The 25,973-nt window shown below is 68.6% G+C and carries 18 protein-coding genes and 2 tRNA genes; 14 read left to right on the top strand and 6 right to left on the bottom strand.

What is annotated here, in order from left to right; genetic code table 11:
- Positions 1-51 precede the first annotated feature (51 nt).
- Entirely contained in the window at positions 52-585 is a 534-nt protein-coding gene (locus tag AC1DHY_RS14660; protein WP_476880316.1) for a PadR family transcriptional regulator, read from the bottom strand.
- Between the two features lie 140 nt (positions 586-725).
- Entirely contained in the window at positions 726-1,709 is a 984-nt protein-coding gene (locus AC1DHY_RS14655; protein ID WP_476880317.1) for an NAD(P)H-quinone oxidoreductase, read from the bottom strand.
- Between the two features lie 160 nt (positions 1,710-1,869).
- Here AC1DHY_RS14655 and AC1DHY_RS14650 point away from each other — a divergent pair.
- A tRNA-Ser gene (locus tag AC1DHY_RS14650) sits at positions 1,870-1,957 on the top strand.
- A 142-nt stretch (positions 1,958-2,099) separates the two neighbouring features.
- On the opposite strand, the gene AC1DHY_RS14645 is transcribed toward AC1DHY_RS14650, so the two are convergent.
- Positions 2,100-2,717 (bottom strand): hypothetical protein, encoded by a 618-nt coding sequence (locus tag AC1DHY_RS14645; protein WP_476903824.1) that lies wholly within the window; start codon positions 2,715-2,717, stop codon positions 2,100-2,102.
- Between the two features lie 229 nt (positions 2,718-2,946).
- Between AC1DHY_RS14645 and AC1DHY_RS14640 the strand changes: the two genes are divergently transcribed.
- From AC1DHY_RS14640 to AC1DHY_RS14615, 6 genes are all read left to right on the top strand, one after another.
- A complete protein-coding gene (locus tag AC1DHY_RS14640) occupies positions 2,947-3,384 on the top strand; it encodes a helix-turn-helix transcriptional regulator (RefSeq protein WP_476879830.1) in 438 nt (145 codons plus the stop codon).
- A gap of 10 nt (positions 3,385-3,394) precedes the next feature.
- Positions 3,395-3,796, top strand: coding sequence for a VOC family protein (locus AC1DHY_RS14635; protein ID WP_476879829.1), 402 nt, complete (start codon positions 3,395-3,397; stop codon positions 3,794-3,796).
- 153 nt (positions 3,797-3,949) lie between these two features.
- Positions 3,950-4,753 (top strand): VOC family protein, encoded by an 804-nt coding sequence (locus tag AC1DHY_RS14630; protein WP_476879828.1) that lies wholly within the window; start codon positions 3,950-3,952, stop codon positions 4,751-4,753.
- A gap of 359 nt (positions 4,754-5,112) precedes the next feature.
- Entirely contained in the window at positions 5,113-9,654 is a 4,542-nt protein-coding gene (locus AC1DHY_RS14625; RefSeq protein WP_476903823.1) for an ExeM/NucH family extracellular endonuclease, read from the top strand.
- Between the two features lie 215 nt (positions 9,655-9,869).
- Complete coding sequence (locus AC1DHY_RS14620) at positions 9,870-11,312, top strand: glycosyltransferase family 2 protein (RefSeq protein WP_476903822.1); 1,443 nt, start codon at positions 9,870-9,872, stop codon at positions 11,310-11,312.
- Positions 11,309-11,533 carry a hypothetical protein gene (locus AC1DHY_RS14615; protein WP_476879140.1) on the top strand — a complete coding sequence of 75 codons (225 nt, stop codon included), beginning with the start codon at positions 11,309-11,311 and terminating at the stop codon, positions 11,531-11,533. The genes AC1DHY_RS14620 and AC1DHY_RS14615 overlap by 4 nt, the downstream gene beginning before the upstream one ends.
- On the opposite strand, the gene AC1DHY_RS14610 is transcribed toward AC1DHY_RS14615, so the two are convergent.
- Complete coding sequence (locus AC1DHY_RS14610; protein ID WP_476903821.1) at positions 11,530-13,497, bottom strand: FAD/NAD(P)-binding protein; 1,968 nt, start codon at positions 13,495-13,497, stop codon at positions 11,530-11,532. The genes AC1DHY_RS14615 and AC1DHY_RS14610 overlap by 4 nt on opposite strands.
- A 74-nt stretch (positions 13,498-13,571) precedes the next feature.
- On the opposite strand from AC1DHY_RS14610, the gene AC1DHY_RS14605 reads away from it, so the two are divergent.
- From AC1DHY_RS14605 to AC1DHY_RS14595, 3 genes are all read left to right on the top strand, one after another.
- Positions 13,572-15,803, top strand: coding sequence for a prolyl oligopeptidase family serine peptidase (locus tag AC1DHY_RS14605; protein WP_476879142.1), 2,232 nt, complete (start codon positions 13,572-13,574; stop codon positions 15,801-15,803).
- Between the two features lie 82 nt (positions 15,804-15,885).
- Positions 15,886-15,973: transfer RNA gene (locus AC1DHY_RS14600), tRNA-Ser, on the top strand.
- Positions 15,974-16,095: 122 nt separating this feature from the next.
- Positions 16,096-17,751: a phytoene desaturase family protein gene (locus AC1DHY_RS14595; RefSeq protein WP_476903820.1), complete on the top strand. Its 1,656-nt coding sequence runs from the start codon at positions 16,096-16,098 to the stop codon at positions 17,749-17,751.
- Between the two features lie 34 nt (positions 17,752-17,785).
- On the opposite strand, the gene AC1DHY_RS14590 is transcribed toward AC1DHY_RS14595, so the two are convergent.
- Entirely contained in the window at positions 17,786-19,975 is a 2,190-nt protein-coding gene (locus AC1DHY_RS14590) for a RecQ family ATP-dependent DNA helicase (protein WP_476879144.1), read from the bottom strand.
- Between the two features lie 124 nt (positions 19,976-20,099).
- Here AC1DHY_RS14590 and AC1DHY_RS14585 point away from each other — a divergent pair, with 124 nt between their 5' ends.
- The 4 genes from AC1DHY_RS14585 to AC1DHY_RS14570 all read left to right on the top strand — a co-directional run bounded on the left by AC1DHY_RS14585 (position 20,100) and on the right by AC1DHY_RS14570 (position 23,884).
- Positions 20,100-21,518 (top strand): phosphomannomutase/phosphoglucomutase, encoded by a 1,419-nt coding sequence (locus tag AC1DHY_RS14585; protein WP_476879145.1) that lies wholly within the window; start codon positions 20,100-20,102, stop codon positions 21,516-21,518.
- Between the two features lie 4 nt (positions 21,519-21,522).
- A complete protein-coding gene (locus tag AC1DHY_RS14580) occupies positions 21,523-22,032 on the top strand; it encodes a hypothetical protein (RefSeq protein ID WP_476879146.1) in 510 nt (169 codons plus the stop codon).
- A 14-nt stretch (positions 22,033-22,046) separates the two neighbouring features.
- Positions 22,047-22,529 carry an RrF2 family transcriptional regulator gene (locus AC1DHY_RS14575; protein ID WP_476879147.1) on the top strand — a complete coding sequence of 161 codons (483 nt, stop codon included), beginning with the start codon at positions 22,047-22,049 and terminating at the stop codon, positions 22,527-22,529.
- A gap of 194 nt (positions 22,530-22,723) precedes the next feature.
- Positions 22,724-23,884, top strand: a complete 1,161-nt coding sequence (locus AC1DHY_RS14570) for a globin domain-containing protein (RefSeq protein ID WP_476879155.1) — start codon at positions 22,724-22,726, stop codon at positions 23,882-23,884.
- A 125-nt stretch (positions 23,885-24,009) separates the two neighbouring features.
- On the opposite strand, the gene AC1DHY_RS14565 is transcribed toward AC1DHY_RS14570, so the two are convergent.
- Positions 24,010-25,842: a phosphoenolpyruvate carboxykinase (GTP) gene (locus AC1DHY_RS14565; protein WP_476903819.1), complete on the bottom strand. Its 1,833-nt coding sequence runs from the start codon at positions 25,840-25,842 to the stop codon at positions 24,010-24,012.
- Positions 25,843-25,973 lie beyond the last annotated feature (131 nt).

Below are 25,973 nucleotides of genomic sequence, written 5' to 3'. Positions count from 1 at the left end.
CGGCTCGTTGAGCGGCGCAGGGTCCGCGGTGAACGGCGTCACATGGGGCGCTCAGGCCGGGCCGGCGAGCTGCATCAGGCGGGCCTCGCACAGGTCCAGCCACCGGACCTCAGCCTCGGTCTGGAAGATCAGCGAGTCCAGGACCAGGAGCTTCGCGGTGTCCGCCGGGCGGGGGTGCACGACGCTCTCCCGCCGCGCTTTGGTGTACTCCTGCAGGGCCCGGATCGAGACGGCCCGCTGGGCCTGGATGAGTGCGCCGACGTCGACGCCCGGGAGGGTCAGCGCGAGGGCCAGTTTGATGGCGAGCTCGTTGCGGGGCGGGCTGGTACGGCCCACGGGCGCCCGGAACCAGTCCTGGGCCTCGGCGACGCCGGCGGCGGTGATGCTGTAGACGACGTGGCCCTCGCCGTCCGCGCCGTCTTTTTGCACGAGGCCGTCGCGTTCCAGCCGGTCGAGGGTGGTGTAGACCTGCCCGATGTTGAGGGGCCAGGACGAACCGGTGCGGTCCTCGAATTCGGTCCTGAGCTGATACCCGTAGCGCGGCCGGTCCTGCAGCAGCGCGAGAAGGCTGTGGCGGATAGACATGGTGCTCCCGAGGGTAGCTGGACGATGGTATACACGCGCCCCAAGACGCGTGTATACCCCGTATGGAATCACACTATCGTCGTTTGCCCCGGAGACCCGCATAGATATGCCGGACCGCGCATGCAATTGGTCACATCCTGCTACATGACCAGAAGTACCTTGCCCACGTGCTCACCGGAGTCGAAGTAGCGGTGCGCGGCCTGGACCTGGTCCAACGGGAAAGTCTTCGCGACCAGAGGGTGGATCCGCCCGTCCGCCAGCAAGGGCCAGACGGCGTCACGGACGGCGTTCATTATGACCGTCTTCTCCTCCACTGGCCGGGGCCGAAGTGAAGTCGCAATAATGGCAGCCCGCTTCCGGAGCAGCTGGCCGAGGTCCAGCTCCCCCTTGGTGCCGCCCTGCAGCCCGATCACGACCAGCCGGCCGTAGTCGGCCAGCGCGTCGACGTTCTGGCCGAGATATTTGGCGCCGACGACGTCGAGGATGACGTCCGCGCCTTTCCCGCCGTTCTGTTCGCGAAGGCTGTCCGGGAAGTGCTCCTCGGAGTAGTTGATGGCGATATCGGCACCGAGGAAGGCCTTCGCGGTGCCGACCTTCTCGGCCGAGCCGGCTGTGGTGGCCACGCTGGCGCCCAAGGCTTTGGCGAGCTGGATGGCCATAGTGCCGATGCCGCCGGTGGCCCCGTGGATCAGCACGGTCTCCCCCGCCTGGAGCTGGGCCGTCATGACCAGGTTCGAATAAACAGTGGCCGCGACCTCCGGCAACGACGCAGCGGTGACCAGGTCTACGCCGTCGGGAATCCTCAGCACCTGCCCGGCCGGAACCGCAACCTGGCCCGCATAGCCGCCGCCGGCCAGCAACGCCACCACTTTGTCCCCGACGGAGAACGGCTTGGTAACCCCCGGGCCAAACCCGGCGATCCGCCCGGACACTTCGAGTCCCGGGACCTCGGAGGCACCCGGAGGAGGCGGGTAGAAGCCCATACGCTGCTGCACGTCGGCCCGGTTGAGCCCGGCGGCAACGACGTCGATCAGCACCTCGCCGGGACCGGGCACCGGTGCCGGGACCTCCCGAAGTTCCAGGACCTCCGGACCGCCGGGCTCTGAGATGTAGACAGCCTTCATGGAGAACTCCCGATTCCTTACTGATTTCTTGCGGGCAGGGCGCCCGATGCACGCGGCACAGGCAGCACCCGTTTCCAGAGTAGGGGCCCCAACGGACGGCGTCTGCGAGCGCCGCCGCTTTTTTGTGGCTGCCTACCGGCTATGAAAGACTACTCGTTAGGGAAGGTTGTCCGAGCGGCCGATGGAGCTGGTCTTGAAAACCAGTGTGCGGTAACCCCGTACCAAGAGTTCGAATCTCTTACCTTCCGCGGACGCGCAATGATTTGCGCTGTTGAGGGGCCGGTTGGGGCAATCGCAAGGTTGCTCCGGCCGGCCTTTCCCGTCCCTCCCGGAGCCCGGCTTCCCGTTTCCCGCCGCCCGGTTTCCCGCCTCCCGGAGCGCAGACCACCGTCAGGCGGAGGGCTCCGCGGGTTCGACCAGCTCCACCGCATACGGCTTCGTCGCCGAGCGCCGCAGCGGAGGCCGCAGGCGCACCTGGTAGGGGCCGTCCCGGAAAATGGCGCGGGGATCCATCTGGATCACCAGCAGCGGCTGGTCCCTGCTGATGTCCACCCGCACCACCGTGCCGTCACGGCGCCCGTTGACCAGCAGCGGGGTGGCCGGCTCCACCGCGGTATTCCCGAGCAGTTCCCGGTTGCCTGCCGGAGCCCCGAGATAGAGGATGCCGTGCGCGCGCCCCACGACGGTCAGCGGGATGAGGAGGTTGGGCGTCGAGGCGTCGGGGGCGGGCGCGTCCGGTGCGGAGCCGCGGTGGCGGGATGCTTTCCGGGTTGCCGACGACGCCGCGGCCGCGGACCGGCTGCACTCCGGGCAGCGGGTGCGCTCCCCGACGTCGGCCAGCATCGTCACGAGAAGGCCGCGCGGCGCCGAGGCCCACTTGGCCGCCACTGAACCGCACCACCGGGTGTGGAACTCGTGCCCGTATTTCATGACGTAGACCTGGCCGTGGCCCAGGACCGGCATCCCGTCCCGCCAGGCGGCCGGCGCTACCGGTTTGAGTTCGCCCACGGACCTGGCGCGGCCCCCCGCGGGCTGGCCGGACTTGAGATATTTGCGGAGGAGCGGGTTCGGCGGCCGTTTTGGTCCTGGAATGGCGGGGCCTTCCTTTGCGGAGGGAGCGCGGTCTGCTCCCCGTGGTTACCCCTGTCTAGCTTGCGGGCTTTTCCCCCAAGTTGCCAGCCGGATGGGACACTTTTTCGCCGGTCCGGACACACCAGGTGAGGGTTAGAATTTCGGCATGACACCACAGGAGCTTGCCAACCTGGCCCATGTGCGCCGGGCGCGGGACCTGATCGACCGCCACTACGCGCGCCCGCTGGACGTGCCCACGATGGCGGCCGGGGCGCTGATGTCCCCGGCCCATTTTTCCCGGCAGTTCAAAGCCGCATATGGCGAGACACCCTACAACTACCTCATGACCCGGCGGATCGAGCGTGCCATGGCGCTGTTGCGGGACGGCGCCTCCGTGACCGAGGCGTGCATGGAGGTCGGGTGCACGTCCCTCGGGTCTTTCAGTTCCCGGTTCACCGAGGTGGTGGGGATGACGCCGAGCGCCTACCGCGACCTGGAGCACCGCGCCGCGAAGGCCATGCCGCCCTGCGTCGCCCGGCAACACACACGGCCGCCGCGGAAACCGAGCAGGATCGAAGAAGCGCCGCCACTCCCCCGCGCCTAGCGTGTGAACTATGAACATTTCACTGCAGTACGCACACATCACTGTCAACGACCTCGACGAGTCGCTCGCCTTCTATCGCGACGTTCTCGGGCTGGAGGTACGCAACGACGTCGGCTCCGACGGGCACCGCTGGGTCACCCTGGGCAGCACCAGCCAGCCCGACCTGGAGATCGTGCTTTCGCCCCCGCATGCCGGCCGTTCCCAGGACGACGGCGACGCGCTCCAGCAGCTGCTCACCAAAGGCGTCCTGCCCATCATCGTGTTCCGTACCGACGACCTGGACGCCACCTTCGAGATGGTTCGGGCAGCCGGGGCGGAGGTCCTGCAGGAGCCCATCGTCCAGCCGTGGGGTCCGCGCGACTGCGCGTTCCGGGATCCCTCCGGCAACATGGTCCGCTTCAACCAGGGCTGACCGGCTGCGACCAGCCGCTCCCTGGAGGGGGCATGTCGGCATACCCGTTGAAACGGTCGGACCCCGGGCATAGGGTCGTCCTTGTCTGACCCACCCATCAGTGAGCGGCCGCCGGCGACCCGGCCGGACCGCCCAGAAGCAGGAGAGCCCACCATGCCGAAACCCGACATCACCCCCGGCGCACCGTGCTGGATCGACCTCATGACCTCGGACACCGAGCAGGCGAAGAAGTTCTACGGCGAACTCTTCGGCTGGACCTTCGAAGCCGGCGACGAGGAAAAGTACGGGGGCTACATCATGGCCTCCAAGAACGGTAAGACCGTCGCCGGAGTGATGCAGAAGATGGCGGAGCAGGCCGGCTTCCCGGATATGTGGAGCACCTATCTGCGCGCCGATGACGCGGCCGCGACTGCCGATGCCGTGAAGGCCCACGGCGGCCAGGTTTACATGGAGCCCATGGACGTCCCGGAGCAGGGCAAAATGGCGATGTTCGCCGACGCCACCGGCGCCTCGATCGGGATCTGGGAGCCGCACGAGATGAAGGGCTTCGAACTCGCTGCCGAGCCCGGCGCCCCCGCCTGGCACGAACTCCACACCAAGGATTACCCCGCAGCGGTGAAGTTCTACCAGGACGTGTTCGGCTGGGACACGGACGTTATGAGCGACACCCCGGAGTTCCGGTACACCACTCTGGGCGCCGGAAACGCCGCCAAGGCCGGGATCATGGACGCCTCGGGCTACCTCCCCGCCGAGGTGCCCTCCAACTGGCAGGTGTACTTCGCCGTCCAGGACGCGGATGCGACCTCGGCCCAGGCCGTGTCGCTGGGGGCGACCGTAATCCAGGCCCCCGAGGACACCCCGTTCGGCCGGCTCGCCACGCTGAGCGATCCCACGGGGGCAATGTTCAAGATCGTCGCCGAGACCGCTCCGGAGGGCTCGCGCACCGAAAACGCCTAGGACCCGGCGCTTTCATAAATCCTTTGGAAAAATTGCTGTAAGAAATACCGGCCATCCGCTTCCCAAGCGGCTACTGGCCGGTATTCTTTTGACTGCCCGGGCCGGGGGAAGGCTGGGGCAGTCAGAAGAGCTCTACCAACACCGTCGCTGGGGCCCCCTTGTTGGGCTCCGCAACGGCTGCGAGGCGTTCCGCTGGGGGCCGTCCCGCCGAATGCGCATGCAATCCACCTTGTGTTCATTCACCTCTGTTTTGCTGTGCCGGAATCTGCTTGACCAGGAGCAGACCGGCCGGTCCGCGGGCCTTATCCCGGACATCGCACCCAGCCCTTACCCGGGCACCCTAATGAGAGTTAGAGCGGATGAAAATCACACCTTGGAAAACAGCGCTGGGCACTGCGCTGTCCGCGGGGCTCATCGCAGCGCCGCTGACGGCCGTGCCGGCCGCCGCACTGGAGGCCTCACCGGCAGCCGCCGGAACATCGCCAGTGGTCATCAGCGAGGCGTACCTGAGCGGCGGTAGCGCCGGAGCGGCCTACAAGAACAAGTTCGTCGAGTTGTACAACACCTCGGATGCCCCGGTTACGCTGGACGGCTGGTCCATCCAGTACCGCTCCGCCACCGGCGCCGCAGCCCCCAGCACAACGGCGGCCCTCGCCGGCAGCATCCCCGCCAAGGGGTACTACCTGCTCAAGGGCGGAAGCAACGGCACCGCCGGGCTGGACCTGCCCGCCGCCGACGCCACCGCCGCCGGCTTCAACCCCGCGGGCGCGGGCGGGACAATCGTCCTGGCCAAACAGGCCACAGCCCTGGGTGAGCTTGCCACCGGCTCGGTTGTCGAGCCCGCGAACGTTGCCGACCTCCTCGGCTACGGGACCTCCAACACATTCGAAACCCGGGCCGCAACACCGCCGTCGGGCAATACGGACGTCAAGAGCATGAACCGCAACGGCGGCACGGACAGCAACACCAACGCCGCCGACTTCACGCTCAACGCCACCATCACCCCCAAGGCCGCCAACGGCGTCGCCGATCCCGGACCGGTAGATCCGGGCCCCGGCACACCCCCGGCCGCCAAGACCATCGCCGAAATCCAAGGCACCGGCACGGCCAGCCCGCTCGCCGGAACGGCCGTGACCACTCGCGGCAAGGTGACCGCGGCCTTCCCGACCGGCGGCTTCGCAGGCTTCTACCTCCAGACCCCGGGCACCGGCGGCGACCTGACGCCGGCCAACCACACGTCGTCGGACGCGATCTTCGTCTACGCCCCCTCTGCCGTCGCGTCGGTCCAGATCGGCGACTACGTGGAAGTCACCGGTGACGTCGCCGAGTACTACGGCATGACCCAACTCAATGTCGCCGCCGCGGCCGGGGTCACGAAACTGACTGATGCCGCCCCGGAGGTCAAGCCCACGGGCTTTAGCCTCCCTGCCGACGAGGCTTTCCGCGAATCCCTGGAGGGCATGCTGCTGACGCCGCAGGGCCCCGTCACGGTCGCGGACAACTTCTCCCTGAACCAGTACGGCGAAATCGGACTGGCCGGCGGCACCACCGCGCTGGAGCAGCCCACCGCCGTCGCCCCCTACGGTTCGGCGGACTACACCGCCACGGTTGCGGCCAACGCCGCACGCGGCATCAAGCTCGACGACGGCGCCAGCACCAATTTCCTCAAGGACGCCGCCACCAAGGCCCAGACGCTGCCGTATCTGACCACGGCGGATCACGTCCGGGTGGGCGCGCCGGTGACCTTCAAGACCAACGTGGTGCTCAGCTACGCGAACAACTCCTGGAAGTTCCAGCCGCTGACCCAGCTGACTGCCGAGAACACGGACACCGTCCAGCCGGCCGGCTTCGGCGCGACCCGTGCGGACGCTCCGGCCGCCGTCGGGGGCAACCTCAAGCTGGCCTCGTTTAACGTCCTGAACTACTTCCCGACCACCGGCGACCAGATCCCCGGCTGCACCTTCTACACGGACCGTGCCGGGAACCCGATCACCGTCAAGGGCGGCTGCGACGTCCGTGGCGCGGCCAACGCTGAGAACTTCAAGCGCCAGCAGGACAAGATCGTGGCGGCCATCGCCAAGTCCGGCGCCGACGTCGTCACCCTCATGGAGGTGGAGAACTCGGCCCAGTTCGGCAAGAACCGGGACGATGCCCTGGCCAAGCTGGTGGACGCGCTCAACATCGCCACCCCCGGCATCTGGGACTACGTCCGTACTCCGGCCAACGCTCCCCCGCTGGCTGACGAGGACATGATCCGCACTGCTTTCATCTACAAAAAAGCCGCCGCCGAGCCGGTGGGCGAATCCATCATCCACAACGACACCATCGCATTCGCCAGTGCCCGCAAGCCGCTGGCCCAGGTCTTCAAGCCGGTCGGCGCGGGCGATGACAAGAAGTTCATCGCGATCGCCAACCACTTCAAGTCCAAGGGTTCGGCCGCGACTCCGGACGACACGGACAAGGGCCAGGGCGCCTCGAACCTCGCCCGCACCGCCCAGGCCAAGTCCCTGCTGGCCTTCTCCGACGAACTCCAGAAATCCAAGGGCACCGACAAAGTGTTCCTGATCGGCGACTTCAACTCCTACGCCAAGGAAGACCCCATCAACGTCCTCACGGCCGCGGGGTACGTCAACCAGGACGAAAAGGCCAAGACCGCCGACGGGAACGCCAAGCACTCGTACCTCTTCGGCGGGCTCGTGGGGTCACTGGACCACATCCTCGCCTCGCCGGCCGCCAACGCCGTGGTCACCGGCGCGGATATCTGGAACATCAACTCGGTTGAATCTGTGGCACTGGAATACAGCCGCTACAACAACAACGTCACCAACTACTACGCACCGGACCAGTTCCGTGCCAGCGACCACGATCCCGTGGTGGTGGGCCTGAACCTTCTTCTCACCCCGGCGAGCGTCGAGCTGAACTTCCTGGGCATCAACGACTTCCACGGCCGCATCGACTCAAACACCGTGCAGTTCGCCGGAACGATCGAAAAGCTCCGGGCAGCCGCGGCCCCCGGCGCCACCGCGTTCCTCTCCGCGGGCGACAACATCGGCGCGTCCCTGTTCGCGTCGGCCGTCGCCAAGGACCAGCCGACCATCGACGTGCTGAACGCGCTGGAGCTGCGCACCTCGGCCGTGGGCAACCACGAGTTCGACGGCGGCTGGGCGGACCTGCGTGACCGGGTGGTCGCCGGCGGCAGCAACGCCAAGTTCCCCTACCTCGGCGCCAACGTCTACAAAAAGGGCACCACCGAGCCGGCCCTGCCGGAATACACCGTGCTGGACATGAACGGGATCAAGGTGGCCGTGATCGGCACCGTGACCCAGGAAGTGCCCTCCCTGGTCACCCCGTCCGGGATCGCTGACCTTGAATTCGGTGACGCTGTGGACGCCATCAACCGTGTCGCCGCCAAGATCAAGGCCGGCAAGCTCGCCGACGTGATCATCGTCGAGAACCACGACGGCGCCGGTTCCGGCGCCCCCGAAGGCGCCACCCTGGAGCAGGAAGTCGCCGCCGGCGGCCCCTTTGCCAAGATGGTCCAGAAGGTCACCCCGGATGTCGCCGCGATCTTCAACGGCCACACCCACAAGCAGTACGCGTGGGACGCACCCGTCCTGGATGCCGCCGGACAGCCGACGGGCAAGACCCGTCCGATCGTCCAGACCGGCAACTACGGCGAGTTCATCGGCCAGATCCAGCTCACCGTCGACACCAAGACCATGGCGGTCACCGGTTACAAGGCGGCCAACGTCAAGCGCAGCACAGACCCGGCGGCCGACCTGGTTGCCGCGTACCCCCGGGTGGCCGCAGTGAAGGCCATCGTGGACAAGGCCGTCGCCGACGCAGCCGCGATCGGCAACCAGCCGATCGGCAAGGTCACCGCGGACATCACGACGGCGTTCGGCGGCTCACCGGCCGTCCGCGACGACCGCTCCAGCGAGTCCACCCTGGGCAACCTGGTGGCCGACTCGCTGGTGGACACCCTCAAGGCGCCGGAACTCGGCGGCGCCGAGATCGGCGTCGTCAACCCCGGCGGGCTGCGCAACGAGCTCTACTACGCACCCGACGGCACCATCACCTACGCCGAGGCCAACGCGGTCCTGCCGTTCGTGAACAACCTCTGGACCACGTCGCTGACCGGCGCCCAGTTCAAGACGCTGCTCGAGCAGCAGTGGCAGACCAACCCGGACGGCACGGTCCCCAGCCGCGCCTACCAGCAGCTGGGCCTGTCCAAGAACATCAACTACACCTACGACGCCGCCCGTGCCGCGGGCGACCGGATCACCGCAATCCGCATCAACGGTGCCCTGATTAATCCGGCGAAGTCCTACCGGATCGGGACGTTCAACTTCCTGGCCACCGGCGGCGACAACTTCCGCATCTTCAAGGAAGGCACCGGGACCAAGGATTCCGGGCTCGTGGACCGGGACGCGTGGATCAAGTACCTGCAGGCGCACAACCCCGTCTCGCCGGACTTCGCCCGCCGCTCCGTGGCCGTGGTGAACACCACCGCAGCCGAGGTCAAGGGCGGGGACGCCATCACCCTGGCGGTCTCCAAGCTGGACCTCACCTCGCTGGGCAGCCCGGCCAACGCCTCGCTGCGGGCCGAATTCACGGACGCCGCCGGGACGGTCACCGCGCTGGGCAGCATCCCGGTCACCGCCGGCGCCGCCACGGTGAACGTCAAGGTGCCTGCCGGTGCCGCCGCCGGAACGGGCACCCTGGTGCTCACCGCCGTCGAATCCGGCACCGTGGTGAAGGCCGCCGTGAACGTCGCCGTCAGCACCCCGGTTCCGCCGAAGTGCGCAGCGCCTGTCCCGCCGACCAAGTGGTACGACTTCGCCGGGTGGATCAAGTACACGATCGCCTGGGTGAAGTACCAGAAGTGCCTGCGGGGCTAAGCGCCTAGCCTGCCAGGAATGAGCATGCCCCTCCCCTGGCCGGAGCGGTGGACACAATGCGTAAATGTCCACTGCCCGGCCCGGGGAACGGGCATGCTCATTTTTTGTGCGGCGCGGTGCAGGGCGGGCGCCGCAGGAGGCCGCAGGTCCCGTCACGCACCGTCGCGGTGCCGCTGGGACTGGTGGGACCTGTGGGGGCGTTGATATCATTGCGCATGCGAAAAGGGAGATTTAACCGCGCAGTCGGCATTTTTATCGCCCTGACCGCAGGCGGTGCGGCCGCGCTTTTGTGGTTCTCCGTCGCCGCCGGCGGCCCCGCGCTCAGCGAGTCCCCCGCCCACGGCCTCTTCTTCGGTTTCTGGAGCATCCTCTACAACACGGATGCGCCCGCGCCCCGCATCATCCTGGCCGCCATCGCCATGGCACTGCTCCTGGCCGCTGGCGTCGCCACCGTGGACCGGCGCATCGCCAACCGCTCCCGGCGTTCCGCGAACCCGCTCACCGGCCCGCTCGCGCCGCGCGTGGTGATGGCAGCGACCCGGGGTGAATATGCCGGCCCCATCCGCGTCACCGTGCTGATCCCGGCCCACAACGAGGAAGTATCGCTGCCCCTGACGGTCGCGTCCCTCCTCGCGCAGTCGCGCCGCCCCGACCGCGTCATCGTCGTCGCCGACAACTGCAGGGACGCCACGGTGTCCCTCGCCCGGGAGGCCGGCGTCGAGGTCATCGAATCCGTCGGCAACACGCAGAAGAAGGCCGGCGCGCTCAACCAGGTCCTCAAGGAGTTGCTCCCCGATCTGGGCGACAACGACGTCGTGATGGTCATGGACGCTGATACCCGGCTCGACGACGGTTTCCTCGCCGCCGCGGTGGACCGCTTCACCAACGACCGGGCCCTGATGTCGGTGGGCGGCCTGTTCTACGGCGAGGAAGGCCACGGACTGATCGGCCAGTTCCAGCGCAACGAATACCTGCGCTACAGCCGGGAAATCGGGCGGCGCCGCGGCCGCGTGTTTGTGCTGACCGGGACCGCATCGATGTTCCGCTCACGGGCCCTGCGGACCGTGGCGGAGAGCCGCGGCGTGTCCATTCCCGGGGCGCCGGGCGATGTGTACGACACCGCCGCGCTGACCGAGGACAACGAGCTCACGATCGCGCTGAAGTCGCTGGGCGGGCTCATGATTTCGCCGGCACAGTGCACCGTGGTGACCGAGCTGATGCCCAGCTGGCGGACCCTCTGGTCGCAGCGGCTGCGCTGGCAACGCGGGGCCCTGGAAAACATCGGTGCCTACGGCATCACCCCGCAGACCCTCCGGTACTGGGCCCAGCAGCTGGGGATCGGCTACGGCGTCATCGCGCTGGGGTCCTACCTTTTGCTGATCTTCCTCATGGTCTTCTCCCTGGACACGTGGATCTGGTTCCCGTTCTGGCTGGGACTGGGCGGCCTGTTTATGGTCGAACGCGTCGCCACAGTGTGGCAGGGCGGCTGGCGTGCCCGGCTGCTGGCCGTCACCCTGTTCCCGGAACTGTTCTTCGACATGTTCCTCAACGTCGTCTACCTCAAGGGTGTCGCGGACATCTCGCTCGGCCGGACCGCCAGCTGGAAACACGTCGCACACGTCAAACCACGCGAAGCCATGGGGGCCGAACGCTCATGACCATCACCGCCGTCGTTGTCCCGGCCGGAATCCTGTTCCCCGAAGACCTCCTGCACTCGCAATGGTTCGCCATCCTCGCCACCTTCGTAGCGATCAACACCGTGATGTACGCCGCCCTGGCGCTGGCGAAGATCCTGCCCAAGGTGCACCCGTCCGACTGGATCCGGAACCGGAACGAACGCTCGGAAACCCGCAGCATCCACCCCGACGCCGCGAACTAGGGCGCGTCCGGACGCAGGATGTCCCGGGCGATCTCGTCAGCATCGTGGAGGGTGCGCTGGCCGCTGGGATAGACCGGCCCGTCCTGCTGACGGGCCTCGGCGGCGATGGCCGTGCCCCACTGCGCCGCGGAAAGCTGCAGGCCCAGCACATACACACCCTCGGAGACCGAGCCGTTCGCGCCGACCGGCCGGTACGGGTGCGGGACAACATCCAGCCCGGAACTCTGCACAGGAATGCCCTCGACGCTCATCATCAGCCGCGGACGCACCACACCGTCCGCTAGGAGCTGCTCCAGGAGGGGTGAGGCGTTGACAGCCACGCGGTTGGCCGGCGCCAGGGCCTCCACCAGCACGGAGGCTTCGACGGTTGCACCGCCGCTATCCGCGGCCACCCAGGGCGAGGCGGCGGTGAAGGTCCGGTTTTTCCGGTCGACGTCGAACTTGGGGTCGGGGCCCACAAAGCTGACCACCCCGGCACGGACCAGGGCCGCGAGCTGCTCGGCGCGGAGGGCGGGCGGGCCGCTGGCGAGCCCTTCGACAAACGACTCGAACCAGCCGCGCAGCCCGGCGACCCACGACTCGTCGGTGATCCCGCCGTCGGCCACGGCCGTTTTCAGGACCGCCCGGCCATGGTGCAGGGCACCGATCGCCATCTTCACGGGGTCGTCCTCGCCGAGCGCGGAGCGGCGGGCGTCGTCGAGCAGGTAGTCGACGACGGCGGCGTCGAGGTCCGCCCGCGCGGGGAAGCTCCGGCCGGCCAGCGGTGCGGCCAGGCCCAGCAGATCCAGGCGGTGGGCCGGGTCCACGTGCGCGCCGATCACCTCAGCGGCGGCATCCTCCCATTTGACGGTGGAGTGGGCGTGCGGGTGCAGGGCCTCCTCCAGACCGGCGAGGAATCCTGCCGGATCCGCGCCCACAGCGTCCGGACGGGACCGCGCCAGGGTGGAGTAGTAGGCCCAGATAACGTCCCGGTGCAGCAGGGGCCAGAGGTCGTGGTCGAAGGCGGGGAGGATGCCTGCGGCAGTGAACCGGGCGAGCGCCTCCTCGGTGAAGTACCGCAATGACACCGTCGACGGGTAGTACCCGGCGAGGGTCGCCTTCGCCCGGTAGGGGGTCCCGCGGCGTGACGCGGCGATGATGAACGGTTCGCGCCCGGACGGCAGGTATTCCAGGCCTTCACCGTCCGGCGACGGGAGGAACTTACCGCCGCGGCCCTCGGTCAGCTGGCCCATCACGTCGAAGAAGTTCAGGCCCATGCCGCGCACCAGCACCGGCTGGACGGCGGGGATCACTGACCAGTCGACGTCGGCCGGCGCGGCCGGAGGCAGGTACGTGAGTCCCAGGTCCTGTGCCGCCGACTGCAGCTCACGCTGCTCCGGGCTGAGCCTGGATTCCAGGTGCCCGAGCGCCAGCACCACGGACCCGACGTTCAGCGCGGTACCGTCCGCGAGCCCGACGTCGAACCCGGCGTCCGGACGCGTCCGCGCCCGCCGGACCGACGTCGCGGTGGTCTGGTGGAAGTCAACGCTCACCCCGGCGGGCAGCACCGCCAGAAGATCCTCCACGGTGGAGTGCAGATACCGGCCATAGAGGGCGCGGCTGGGGAAGTTAGCGGAATCCAGCCCGGCCAGCTCGGTGCGCTCCTCGGCGGTGAGCCCCGGATGCGGGTCCCGCCGCTGCCGGTGGCGCCACTGGTCAAAGGTGCACCCCGCCAGCGGCCTTGCCAGCTCGGGGTTTTCGGGCACCACCGTGGGGTAGAAGGATTGTGTGTTCATTAGGTAGAGCCTGGACTGGCCCGGCTGCCAGACATGGCCCGGCCCGGCAGGATAAGGGTCGATCACGTCGATGTGCAGGGTGGATTCCGGGGTGGCCGGCTCCCAGTTGGCGAGCAGCCGCTCCAGCACGCTGGTGCCCCGGGGTCCGGCGCCGATCAGTGCCGTCCGGATGCTTTGCGATGTGCCCACGGCATCCAGAGTATCCGCATCCGGGCCGCCGCCTTGACTTGCCTGCCCGGCGCTGGTGTTGCTTGGATGGGCCCATGACCACCTCTTCAGCTGAGTACCCCACCGCGTCCGGCGAGCTCTCCGGGGCCTCCTCCGGCACCGCTCCCGAACCCGTCGACGAGAACATCTGGCTGGAGGAGATCTACGGCGAACAGCCATTGGCCTGGGTCCGTGAGCAAAATGCCCGCACCGAGGAACTTCTGGAGGACGCCGAGTACGGCGAGCTCGAAGGCCGGATCCTCGAGGTCCTAGACTCCACCGACCGGATCGCCATGGTGGGCAAACACGGCCAGTGGTACTACAACTTCTGGAAGGACCGCGGGAACCCGAAGGGCCTGTGGCGCCGGACCGACTGGGACAGCTACCGGGCCGGGTCCCCCGAATGGGAGGTGCTCCTGGACGTGGACGCGCTCGCCGCGGCGGAGGGCGAGGAGTGGGTCTTCCACGGCGCCAGCTTCCTCCGTCCCGCGGAGGGGCAGCCGCACCGGCGTGCCCTGCTGGCGCTGTCTCCCGACGGCGGCGATGCGAACCGCTACCGCGAGTTCGACGTCGAGACCCGCAGCTTTGTTGACCCGGCGGAGGGCGGCTTTGACCTGCCGACGGCGAAGGGCAACGCCTCATGGCTGGACGCTGACACCCTGCTGGTCGCGAGCACCGCCGCGGGACTGCCGCGGACCAGCTCCTCATACGCCCGGACCGGGGTGCGGCTGCGCCGCGGCGAGTCGCTGGCCTCCGCCGAACGGCTCTTCGAGATCCCTGAGGACCACATGATGGCCCTCCTGGCGCACGATTCGACCCCTGGTTTCGAACGCACCTTCGCCGTGGACTGGATCAGCTTCTTCGAAAAGCGCACCTCGGTATTGCGCGACGGCGAATGGCTGGACATCGACGTGCCCAACGACGTCAACCTCAGTTCGCACCGGGAGTGGCTGCTCTTCCGGCCCCAGTCCGACTGGGACGTTGACGGCACCACCTACCCGGCCGGTTCGCTGCTCGCGGCCGGCTTCGAGGATTTCCTGGCCGGCAGCCGGGAACTGTCCGTGCTGTTCACTCCGGATGAGCACACCTCGCTGCAATCCTGGAGCTGGACGCGGGACTTCCTGCTGCTGAACCTGCTCCGGGACGTCTCTTCCGAGATCCGGGTACTGGACCCGGAGCGGCCCGGCTCCGACGTCGCGTGGGCATCCACCGTGCTGGACGCCTGCCCGCCGCTGCATGATGTCAACGCCTACGCCGTGGACGACGAGGACGACGCCGACGACGCCGGCAGCGGGGCAGGTAACGACTTCTGGCTGGTCGCCACCGGATTCGCGACGCCGAGCACCCTGACCCGCGGCACGCTCACCCGTGCGGGCGTGGACGGGGTGGTCAGCTCGCACGAGGTGGTCCGGACCTCGCCGTCGTTCTTCGACGAGGACGCCTACGAGGTGCAGCAGCACTTTGCCGTGTCGCAGGACGGCACCCGGGTGCCCTATTTCCAGATTGCCGCCAAAGACCTGGTGCTCGATGGGCAAAACCCGACGCAGCTCTCCGGCTATGGCGGATTCGAGATCTCCCGGACGCCGGCGTACAGCGGCGCCGTCGGCCGGGCCTGGCTGGAACGCCGCACGAAGGAGTCGGCGGCCGCCGAGGGCGCCGCGCCGCACAGCCGGGGCGGCGTCTACGTCGTGGCGAACATCCGCGGCGGCGGCGAGTACGGCCCGTCGTGGCACCGCGCCGCGCTGCAGGAGAAGCGGCACCGCGCCTACGAGGACTTCGCCGCCGTCGCGCAGGACCTGATAGCCCGCGGCGTAACGTCCCGCCAGCGCCTCGGCTGCGTCGGCGGCTCCAACGGCGGGCTGCTGGTGGGGAACATGCTCACGCAGTACCCGGAACTCTTCGGGGCCGTCTCGTGCGGGGTGCCGCTGCTGGACATGCGCCGGTACAGCAAGCTCTCCGCCGGGTACTCGTGGATTGCCGAATACGGCGACCCCGATGTGCCCGAACAGTGGGAGTTCATCCGGACCTTCTCGCCCTACCACCTGCTCCGCGACGGGGTGGAGTACCCGGAAACGTTCATCTGGACGGCCACCTCGGATGACCGGGTGGGTCCGGTGCAGGCCCGCAAGATGGCGGCCCGCATGCAGGCCATGGGCATCCCCAACGTCTGGTTCCACGAGGCGCTCGAGGGCGGCCACGCGGGAGCCTCAGACAACCGCCAGGCCGCGGCCCTGCAGAGCCGCAGCCAGCATTTCCTGTGGCGAGCCCTCGCCGGCAGCGCCGCCTGAGCCCGGGGACCGACGCGCCCGCCGACCGTTTTGCACTGCATGGCCCCTTCTGCGTATCCTTGGTTGGCTAGTAATAGCAATTGGAGACGTGCCAGAGCGGCCGAATGGGCTTCACTGCTAATGAAGTGTGGGGCACAACTCCACCGGGGGTTCAAATCCCCCCGTCTCCGCGTTTGGCCCCGGTCCTGGACCGGGGCCTTTTGCGTTCCCGGGTTTCTCGCGTTGCCGGGGTCCGCTGCGTTTTCGGCCGGGCCTGGGCCGCGGCGGCGGGGCCGGATGGCAGGATGGGCCCATGTCGACCAACCACGCGTTTGACGCGATCATCCTCGGCGGCGGCCACAACGGCCTCGCCGCGGCAGCGTACCTGTCCCGGGCCGGACGGAACGTCCTGCTGCTGGAAAAACTGGACCAGCCCGGCGGCGCTGCCGTATCTGCCCAGGCGTTCGACGGCGTTGAGGCCCGGCTCTCGCGCTACTCCTACCTGGTGAGCCTGTTGCCCCGGCAGGTCATCGACGACCTCGGCCTGCAGATCACCCTGGCGAGGCGGCGGTACTCCTCCTACACCCCGGATCCCGGCAACCCCGGCCGGGCACTGCTCATCGACAACGAGGACGCCGCGTCCACCGCCGCCTCGTTCGCCGCCGTCGGCGCGTCCGCGGATGAGTTCAAGGCCTTCAACGATTTCTACGCGGGCTGCGGAAAGCTCACGCGGGCACTCTGGCCCACCATGACCGCCCCGCTGCCCACCCGCTCCGAGGCCCGGGACCTCGCCGTCCGTGCCGGAGCCGCCGAGGCGTGGGAGAACATGATCGAAAAGCCGGTGGGCCACGGCATCAGCCGGGCGCTCGGGCACGACCTGGTCCGCGGCGTTGTGCTCACCGACGCCCTCATTGGCACCTTCTCCCGGGCCGACGACGCCGACCTGCAGCAGAACATCTGTTTCCTCTACCACCTGATCGGCGGCGGCACCGGCGACTGGGACGTTCCCGTGGGCGGGATGGGCGCGGTGTCCGGAGAGCTGGAACGCGCCGCCCGGGAGGCGGGAACCACCATCCTGACGGCGGCCGAGGTCACCGCCGTCCGGCCGGGCGGTGTTGTTGATTACCGGCACGGCGGGCAACTTCACTCCGTCTCTGCCCCGTGGGTCCTGTCCAACGTGGCCCCGGTGGTCCTGGACCGGCTGCGCACCGCGGGCCGGGCCGGGGCGGGCGCGGAGGCTCCCGGGAAGGACCCCGCCGCGGTCCCGCAACCGGCGTGGAACCCGAATCATCTCCGCGAGGGGGCGCAGGTCAAGGTCAACCTGCTGCTCAAGCGGCTGCCCCGGCTGCTGGACGGCTCGGTCAGCCCCGAAGCGGCGTTCGGCGGCACCTTCCATATCAACGAGACGTGGTCCCAGCTGGATGCGGCGTACCTCAGTGTCGCGGCGGGAACAATCCCGGAGCCACTGCCGTGTGAGATCTACTGCCATTCACTGACCGACCCGAGCATCCTCGCCCCCGAGCTGCAGGCGGCCGGCGTGCAGACGCTCACGGTGTTCGGACTGCACGTTCCGGACCGGCTCATTACCGAGCAGAACAACGACGAGCGCCGGGCTGAGCTGGAGGCCGCCGTCCTCCGGTCGCTCAACAGTGTTCTCGCCGAGCCGGTGGAGGACCTGCTGCTGACCGGTCCGGACGGCAGGAAGTGCATCGAAACCAAGACCACACTGGACATCGAGCGCGCCGTAGGGATGCCCCGGGGCAACATCTTCCACGGCGGCCTCGACTGGCCCTTCCTCGAGGACGACGCGCCGCTGGACACGCCCGCGCAGCGCTGGGGAGTGGCCACGGACGACCCGCAGATCCTGTTGTGCGGCTCCGGCGCCCGCCGTGGCGGGGCTGTCAGTGCCATCGGCGGGCACAACGCCGCCATGGCTGTCCTGGAGTCGGACCCCACGGTCGGCGCCTAGGGGCACGGTCGGCCCGCGCCCGGCGGGCCGGCGCCTAGCCTGCCTGGCCGAGGACCAGCGGGAGCACCGCCCCGGCCCCCGCTTGCCGGAGCGCACGCCCGGCGACGGTGACGGTCCAGCGGCTGTCCACGAGATCGTCCACCAGCATGACGCTCTGGCCCCGGATCCCCTCCAGGGCGGCGGCGAGTTCGGGTCCGACCACCAGCCGTTCCCAGACCCCCGCGAGCCGGTAGGCGCTGTTTCCGCCGCGGCCGCCTGTGGGTCCGCCGTGGGCCAGCTGCAGCTGACCTAGGTACGGGATCCGTCCGATCTCGGAGATCCCCCGGGCCAGCGACTCCACCAGCTCCGGTTTCCCGCGGGACGGAATGCTCACGATCGCGGCCGGGCGGCCGGCGCCGCTCCAGCCCGGGGTCCGTGCGTCACCGGTGCCCCACTCGCGCAGGACCTGCACGCAGGCGCGCAGCATCCCCGGGTCCACGGCCCGGTCCGGAGCGCCCGCGGCGAAGGTCTCCCGCAGCGCCCCGCCCCAGCCAAGGTCGGTCAGGCGGGCCAGGACACGTCCATTGGCCAGGCTTTCCTCCGGCTTGATCTTGCCTTTCACATTCACGCCCAGGCGGTCCATGCCACTGGGCCACTGCAGCCGCGGTTCCAGCAGCATCCCGGCCCGGCTCAGTGTGGCGCCTGCCGCCTCTGTGGCGTCGGCGGCGATGTCGGCCGGGAACCATCGGCCCGCGCAGTTGTCGCAGCGTCCGCAGGCCGCGGCGGTTTCGTCGTCGAGGACGGAGGTGATGTATTCCATCCGGCACCCCGCCGTGTCCTGGTAGATCACCATCGAGTCCTGCTCGTCGACCCGGGCCTCGGCGATCCGGCTGTAGCGCTCGGCGTCGTAGGTCCAGGGCCGGCCGGTGGAACGCCACCCGCCGCCGACGCGTTCGACTGCCCCGTCCACGGCCAGGACCTTCAGCAGCAGTTCCAGCGGCGTCCGGCGCAGGTCCACGCGGGCCTCCAGCGCCACCGTGGACACCGCGGTGCCCGCCTCGGCGAGGGCGGTCAGGACGGCGGCCGCTTTTTCCTCAGAGGGCATGGAAGCGGTGGCGAAGTACTGCCAGATGTCCCGGTCTTCGGCGCCGGGCAGGAGCAGGACGTCGGCGTTTGCGGCGCCACGGCCGGCCCGGCCGACCTGCTGGTAGTAGGCCACCGGGGACGACGGCGCTCCGAGGTGCACCACGAACCCAAGGTCCGGCTTGTCAAAGCCCATGCCGAGGGCGGAGGTGGCGACCAGGGCCTTGACCTCATTGTCCTTGAGCAGCTGCTCGGCCCGCTCGCGGTCCGCGGGGTCCGTCCGGCCCGTGTAGGCCAGGACGTTGTGACCGGCCTCGGCCAGGAGCCTGGCGGTGTCTTCGGCCGCTGACACCGTGAGCGTATAGATGATGCCGCTGCCCGGCAGGTCCGTCAGGTGCGTCAGGAGCCAGCCCAGCCGTTGCCTCGAGTCCGGCAGCCGCAACACGCCCAGGCGCAGCGATTCCCGGCCCAGGGCGCCACGGATCGTCAGCACGCCGTCGCCGAGCTGTTCCTCGATGTCATGGACCACCCTGGAGTTGGCGGTGGCGGTGGTGGCCAGGACCGGGACGCTGTCCGGCAGCTGGGTGATCAGGTCCGCGATCCTGCGGTAGTCGGGACGGAAGTCGTGGCCCCAGTCGGAGATGCAGTGTGCCTCGTCAATGACCAGCAGCCCGGTGCGGCGGACCAGCTCCGGCAGCTGGTTTTCGCGGAACGAGGGGTTGGTGAGCCGCTCCGGGGACACAAGGAGCACGTCCACCTCGTCGGCCGCGAGCTGTTCGCGGACGGTGTCCCAGTCGAGCTGGTTCGCCGAGTTGATGGCCACGGCCCGGACCCCGGCGCGCGCAGCGGCGGCCACCTGGTCGCGCATCAGGGCCAGCAGCGGGGACACAATCAGGGTGGGCCCGGCGCCGCGGCGGCGCAGCAAGAGGGAGGCGACGAAGTACACGGCGGACTTGCCCCAGCCGGTGCGTTGCACCACCAGGGCCCGGCGGCCGCCGTCGACAAGGGCCTCGATGGCTTCGAACTGGCCGTCGTGGAACTCGGCGTCGGGGTGTCCGACGAGTTCCCGCAGCACCGCCTGGGCCTGTTCCCGCGTCCCGGTACCCCCGGCGGAGGCGGGGTGGGCGGCGGAAAGGACTGCAGCGTTCTGGTTATTGGCCATTGCTTCAGTATCCCAGCCACCGCCGACAGCCACGAAGCCGGCGGCGGCCTATGTGGACAGTCCGTGTCCACATAGCAAGCCACTTCCGGGCGGCCGGGGCGCGGACCCCCGTAAGATAGAAGCCGTGACTAGCGACCAGACGAAGACTTTTGACCTCTCGGCTTCCTTCAAGGCCTATGACGTGCGCGGCATTGTGGGCGAATCCATCACCGCGGAAATCGTCGAAGCCGTGGGGGCTGCCTTCGTGGACGTCCTGGACCTCGCGGGCGAGACCGTGCTGGTCGGCGGCGACATGCGCCCCTCCTCCCCGGAGTTCAGCCGGGCCTTCGCCAACGGCGCGGCCACCCGCGGCGCCAACGTCCAGCTGCTCGACCTGATCTCCACCGATGAGCTCTACTACGCCTGCGGAGCACTGAACGCGGCCGGCGCCACGTTCACCGCCAGCCACAACCCGGCAGCGTACAACGGCATCAAGATGGCCAAGGCCGGCGCCGTCCCGATCTCCTCCGAGACCGGCCTGAAGGAAATCCAGGCTTTGGCCGAGGACTACCTCAACGCCGGCACCATCCCCGCCAAGGGCCCGCGCGGCCTGATCAGCGTCCGCGACGTGCTCAAGGACTACTCCGAGTACCTGCGCAGCCTCGTGGACCTGAGCGGCTCCCGTCCGCTCAAAGTGGTGGTGGACGCCGGCAACGGCATGGCCGGCATGACCACCCCGGCCGTCCTGGGCGACACCCTGCTGCCGAAGCTGCCGCTCGAAATTGTCCCGCTCTACTTCGAGCTCGACGGCTCCTTCCCGAACCACCCCGCCAACCCGCTGGAACCGGAGAACCTGCGTGACCTGCAGGCCGCCGTCGTCGATCACGGCGCGGACATCGGCCTGGCGTTCGACGGCGACGCCGACCGCTGCTTCGTGATCGACGAAAAGGGCGAGCCGGTCTCCCCCTCGGCCGTCACCGGCATGGTCGCCCGCCGGGAGATCGCCCGCGCCAAGGCCAACGGCGAGGAAACGCCGACAATCATCCACAACCTCCTCACCTCCCGGGCCGTGCCCGAGCTGGTTGAAAATGACGGCGGCCGGGCGTTCCGCACCCGCGTGGGACACTCCTTTATCAAGGCCGTTATGGCAGCCGAGGGCGCGATCTTCGGCGGGGAGCACTCCGCCCACTTCTACTTCCGCGATTTCTGGAATGCGGACACCGGCATGCTGGCCGCCATGCACGTCCTGGCCGCCCTCGGCGAGCAGGACGGCCCGCTGTCCGAGCTCGGCCGCGAGTACGAGCCCTACCGGTCCTCCGGCGAAATCAACTCGGAGATCGAGGACAAGGCAGGCGCCGTGGAACGTGTCCGCGTCGACTTCCACGACGAGGACGTTGAGGTGGACTACCTCGACGGCAGCACGTTCATCGCCGCCGACGGCAGCTACTGGTTCAACCTGCGCCCGTCCAACACCGAGCCCTTCCTGCGCCTGAACGTCGAGGCCACCGACCAGGCAACCATGGAACGGGTCCGCGACCGGGTCCTGGCCCTGGTCCGGGGCTGAGGCAGTGACCGACGCGGCGAAAGCCCAGGAAACCGTCCTGCAGCCGGCCGATCCCGCGGAGGACTCATGGCGGGGTTCGGTGCCCGATGCCAGCGCCACTGACCTGGAGAACCTGCTCGGCACCGGTGTGGGCGCCGCCCAGGAACAGCTGGAGCGCAATGGCGGCTTCCTCCCGTTCGCCCTGGTTGTGGAGAACGACGGCGAGGTCCGCCTTGTCGCCGTCACCCCGGCGGATGCGGAGCCCGGCACCGAGGCCGACTTTGACGCCGACGGCATGATCAGTGATCTCACCGAGCTGCTCCGGCAGCACCGGGACGAGTTCCGCGCCGCTGCGATCGTCTGCGACATCACCCTCCTGGAAGAGGATTCGGACGCCATCCACGTGGCCGCCGAGCACCAGGACGGATCCGTGTTCGCGGCCGTGCTGCCCTACAGCGCCAATCCGGAGTCCCGCGAGCTGGAATTCGGCGATCTGGCCGCAGACGCCAACGAACCCGCCGTTTGGGTGGACTAGACCAGGCCCGTGCCATGAAGATCAACGCCTTTGCCGACGTGAGCCTGCGCGCCATGATGGTGCTCGCGGCGGCGCCGGACGGCGGACTGCTCACCACCCAGAGCATCTCGGATGCCGTCGGCACCCCGTACAACCACGTCAGCAAGGCCATGGCCAGGCTGCGGGAGCTGGGCCTGATCGACGTCGAACGCGGCCGTAACGGCGGCTCCCGGCTCAGTGGCGCCGGCCGTACCGCGACGGTTGGACAGTTGCTGCGGGCGCTGGACACCCGGACGGATCCCGCAGACTGCGCGGGCGCCGGCGGCACCTGCCCGCTGATCAACGAGTGCCGGCTGCGCGGCGCCCTGGGCCGCGCCCGCGAGGCCTTTTACCGTGAGCTTGACGACATTGTGGTGGCCTCCCTGCCCACTGAGAGGCAGATGAACCCCGTCTTCCAGGCCATCGGCCTGCGCCCCGGACTCCGGCCGGACCCCCAACCCGGCCTGTACCCGGGCTGACCGGGCCGCGCCTCCCGCGCCGGCGCCACCCGAGGCCCCCGTACCCGGCCTCCGGCACCCTCCGCAACCCAACAGCGTCAATTTGCAACCTTTTTCTACGGCGTGTAGAACTGAGGCATAAATACACGCATTTCAAATGCGGGTATTTCGGAACGTCCGGTTGAAGACACCGGGCCACTATCTCAGGAGTCAGCATGCTCTCGGACAAGTCCTTCCCCGTCATCGAGGCCACCCTGCCGCTGGTCGGTTCCCGGATCGGCGAGATCACCCCCAAGTTTTACGCCCGGCTCTTCGGCGCGCACCCCGAACTGCTGGATGGACTGTTCAGCCGCTCCAACCAGCGCTCGGGCAACCAGCAGCAGGCCCTGGCCGGGAGCATCGCCGCTTTCGCCAGCCACCTCGTGAGCAACCCCGGCACCCTCCCCGAGACCGTACTGTCCCGTATCGCCCACCGCCACGCCTCGCTGGGCATCACCGAGCCGCAGTACCAGGTGGTCTACGAGCACCTCTTCGCGGCCATCGCCGAGGACCTTGCCGAAGTCATCACCCCCGAGATCGCCAAGGCCTGGACCGAGGTCTACTGGCTGATGGCCGACGCGCTGATCAAGCTGGAGAAGGGCCTCTACGCGGCGCAGGCCAACGGCAAGATGTGGACCCCCTGGCGGGTTGCCGCCAAGACCCCCGCCGGCACCGGCTCCATGACGTTCGTGCTGGACCCGGCGGACGACACCCCCATCACCCCGGCATTGCCCGGCCAGTACGTCAGCGTCAAGGTCACGCTGCCGGACGGCCTGCGCCAGGTCCGGCAGTACTCGCTCTCCGGCGACGCCGGCACCAGCCGCAGCTTCACCACCAAGCTCGACGACGGCGGCGAGGTCTCCCCCGTGCTGCACAACAATGTGGAGGTGGGCGACATCATCGAGATCTCCAACCCCTACGGCGAAATCACCCTCAAGGACGGCGACGGCCCGGTGGTCCTGGCCTCGGCCGGCATCGGCTGCACCCCGTCGGCGTCGATCCTGCGCTCCCTCGCCGAGGCCGGCTCGGACCGCCAGGTGCTGGTCCTGCACGCCGAAAGCACCCTGGACAGCTGGGCCCTGCGCTCCCAGATGACGGACGACGTCGAGCGCCTCGACGGCGCCGAACTGCAGCTGTGGCTTGAGCAGCCCGTGACCGGGACCAAGGAGGGCTTTATGTCCCTGCGCGACGTGGACCTGCCGGCCAACGCCTCCCTGTACCTGTGCGGACCGCTTCCTTTTATGAAGAACATCCGCAACGAAGCCATCAATGCCGGCATCCCCGCCACCCGGATCCACTACGAGGTCTTCGGGCCGGACATCTGGCTCGCCAACTAAGTCCCCCCGCCTCCCTAACTTCGCTCCGCTCAGCCAGGGAACCCTCGGCGGCGGAGGCCCCTGTTGGGAACGACGGCGGCCCCGCACCTGCGATAGGTGCGGGGCCGCCGTCGTTGGTCATCCTGCTAGTGCGCGGACATCCGCTCCTTGAGGGAACCGAGCTCGGCGCGCAGCGCGTCCGGCAGCGAGTCGCCGAACTTCGCGTACCACTCCTCGATCGAGGCGAGCTCGGCGTCCCATTCCTCGCGGTCGACGCGGACGGCGTCTTCCACGTGGGCGTGGGTCAGGTCCAGGCCGGTCAGATCCAGGGCGTGGCCGGTCGGGACGAAGCCGATCGGCGTCTCGACCGCGTCGGCCTTGCCTTCAATGCGCTCGATGGCCCACTTCAGCACCCGGGAGTTGTCCCCGAAGCCCGGCCAGGCGAAGCCGCCGTCGGCCGTGCGGCGGAACCAGTTGACCAGGAAGATGTGCGGCAGACGCTCCGGGTTGGCCTTGCCGGAGACACTGATCCAGTGCTTCAGGTAGTCGCCGGCGTCGTAGCCGATGAAGGGCAGCATGGCCATCGGGTCGCGCCGGAGCACGCCCACCTGGCCGGCCGCGGCAGCGGTGGTTTCCGAGGACAGCGTCGAACCCATAAAGATGCCGTTGGTCCAGTTGCGGGCCTGGGTCACCAGCGGCACGGTGGTCTTGCGGCGGCCGCCGAACAGGATCGCGGAGACCTCAACGCCTTCGGGGCTGTAGTACTCCTCGGCGAGCATGTCGACCTGCGAGATCGGCGTGCAGAAACGGGAGTTCGGGTGCGCGGCGGGCTTGTCCGACGCCGGCGTCCAGTCGTTGCCCTGCCAGTCGGTCAGGTGCGCCGGGACTTCGTCCGTCATGCCTTCCCACCACACACCGCCGTCGTCGGTGAGAGCCACGTTGGTGAAGATGCTGTGGCCCTTGGCGATGGCGCGCATGGCGTTGGGGTTGGTGCCCCAGCCGGTGCCCGGAGCGACGCCGAAAAGGCCGGCCTCGGGGTTGGTGGCGCGCAGTTCGCCTTCCTTGCCGATCCGCATCCAGGTGATGTCATCGCCGAGGGTCTCGACGTTCCAGCCTTCGATGGTGGGGTCCAGCAGGGCGAGGTTGGTCTTGCCGCAGGCCGACGGAAAGGCCGCGGAGACGTAGTAGTTCTTCTTCTCCGGCGAGGTCAGCTTCAGGATGAGCATGTGCTCGGCCAGCCAGCCCTCGTCGCGGGCCATCACGGAGGCGATACGCAGCGCGAAGCACTTCTTGCCCAGGAGGGCGTTGCCGCCGTAGCCGGAACCGAAGGACCAGATGGACCGCTCTTCCGGGAAGTGCACGATCCACTTGTCCGGGTTGCAGGGCCAGGCGACGTCCGCCTGTCCCGGGGCCAGCGGGGCACCCAGGGAGTGCAGGGCCGGGACGAAGAAGGCGTTGGTTGCCGTGATCTTGTCCAAGACCTCGGTGCCGATGGTGGCCATGATGCGCATGGAGGCAACCACGTAGGCGCTGTCGGTGATCTCGACGCCGAACTTGGGGTCCTCGGCGTCGAGGTGGCCCATCACGAACGGGATGACGTACATGGTGCGTCCGCGCATGGAGCCGCTGAACAGGCCGCGCAGCTTTTCCTTCATCTCCGACGGGTCCATCCAGTTGTTCGTGAAGCCCGCGTCCCGCTTGTTTTCGGAGCAGATGAAGGTCTGCTCTTCAACGCGGGCGACGTCGGCCGGGTCGGAGAACGCTGCAAAGGAGTGCGGGAAGAGCTTCTCGTTCAGCCGGGTCAGGGTGCCGGCGGCCACGAGCTCGTCAGTGAGCCGCGTGTTCTCCTCTTCCGAACCATCAACCCAGTGGATCTGGTCCGGCTGGGTCAGTTCAGCAACCTCTTCAACCCATGCCAGCAGCCCGGCATGTGTGGTGGGTGCTTTCTCAAGCAGCGGCAGTCGCGCCAGATCGCCCATTACGGTTCCCTTCCTCGGGTTCAGTGGTGTGTCCTAAATGTAGGGCTCGCGGCGGATTCATTTTTGGGCCCAAATACGGGTTGACTCCGGGAGCGCGGAGCAAAAACCGCAGAAAGTCAAGGTTTTCCCTG

The organism is Arthrobacter sp. 05L44 (genome assembly GCF_056397605.1).
Note: the sequence above shows the minus strand (reverse complement) of the source record. Positions and strands in the feature narration are given on the sequence as shown.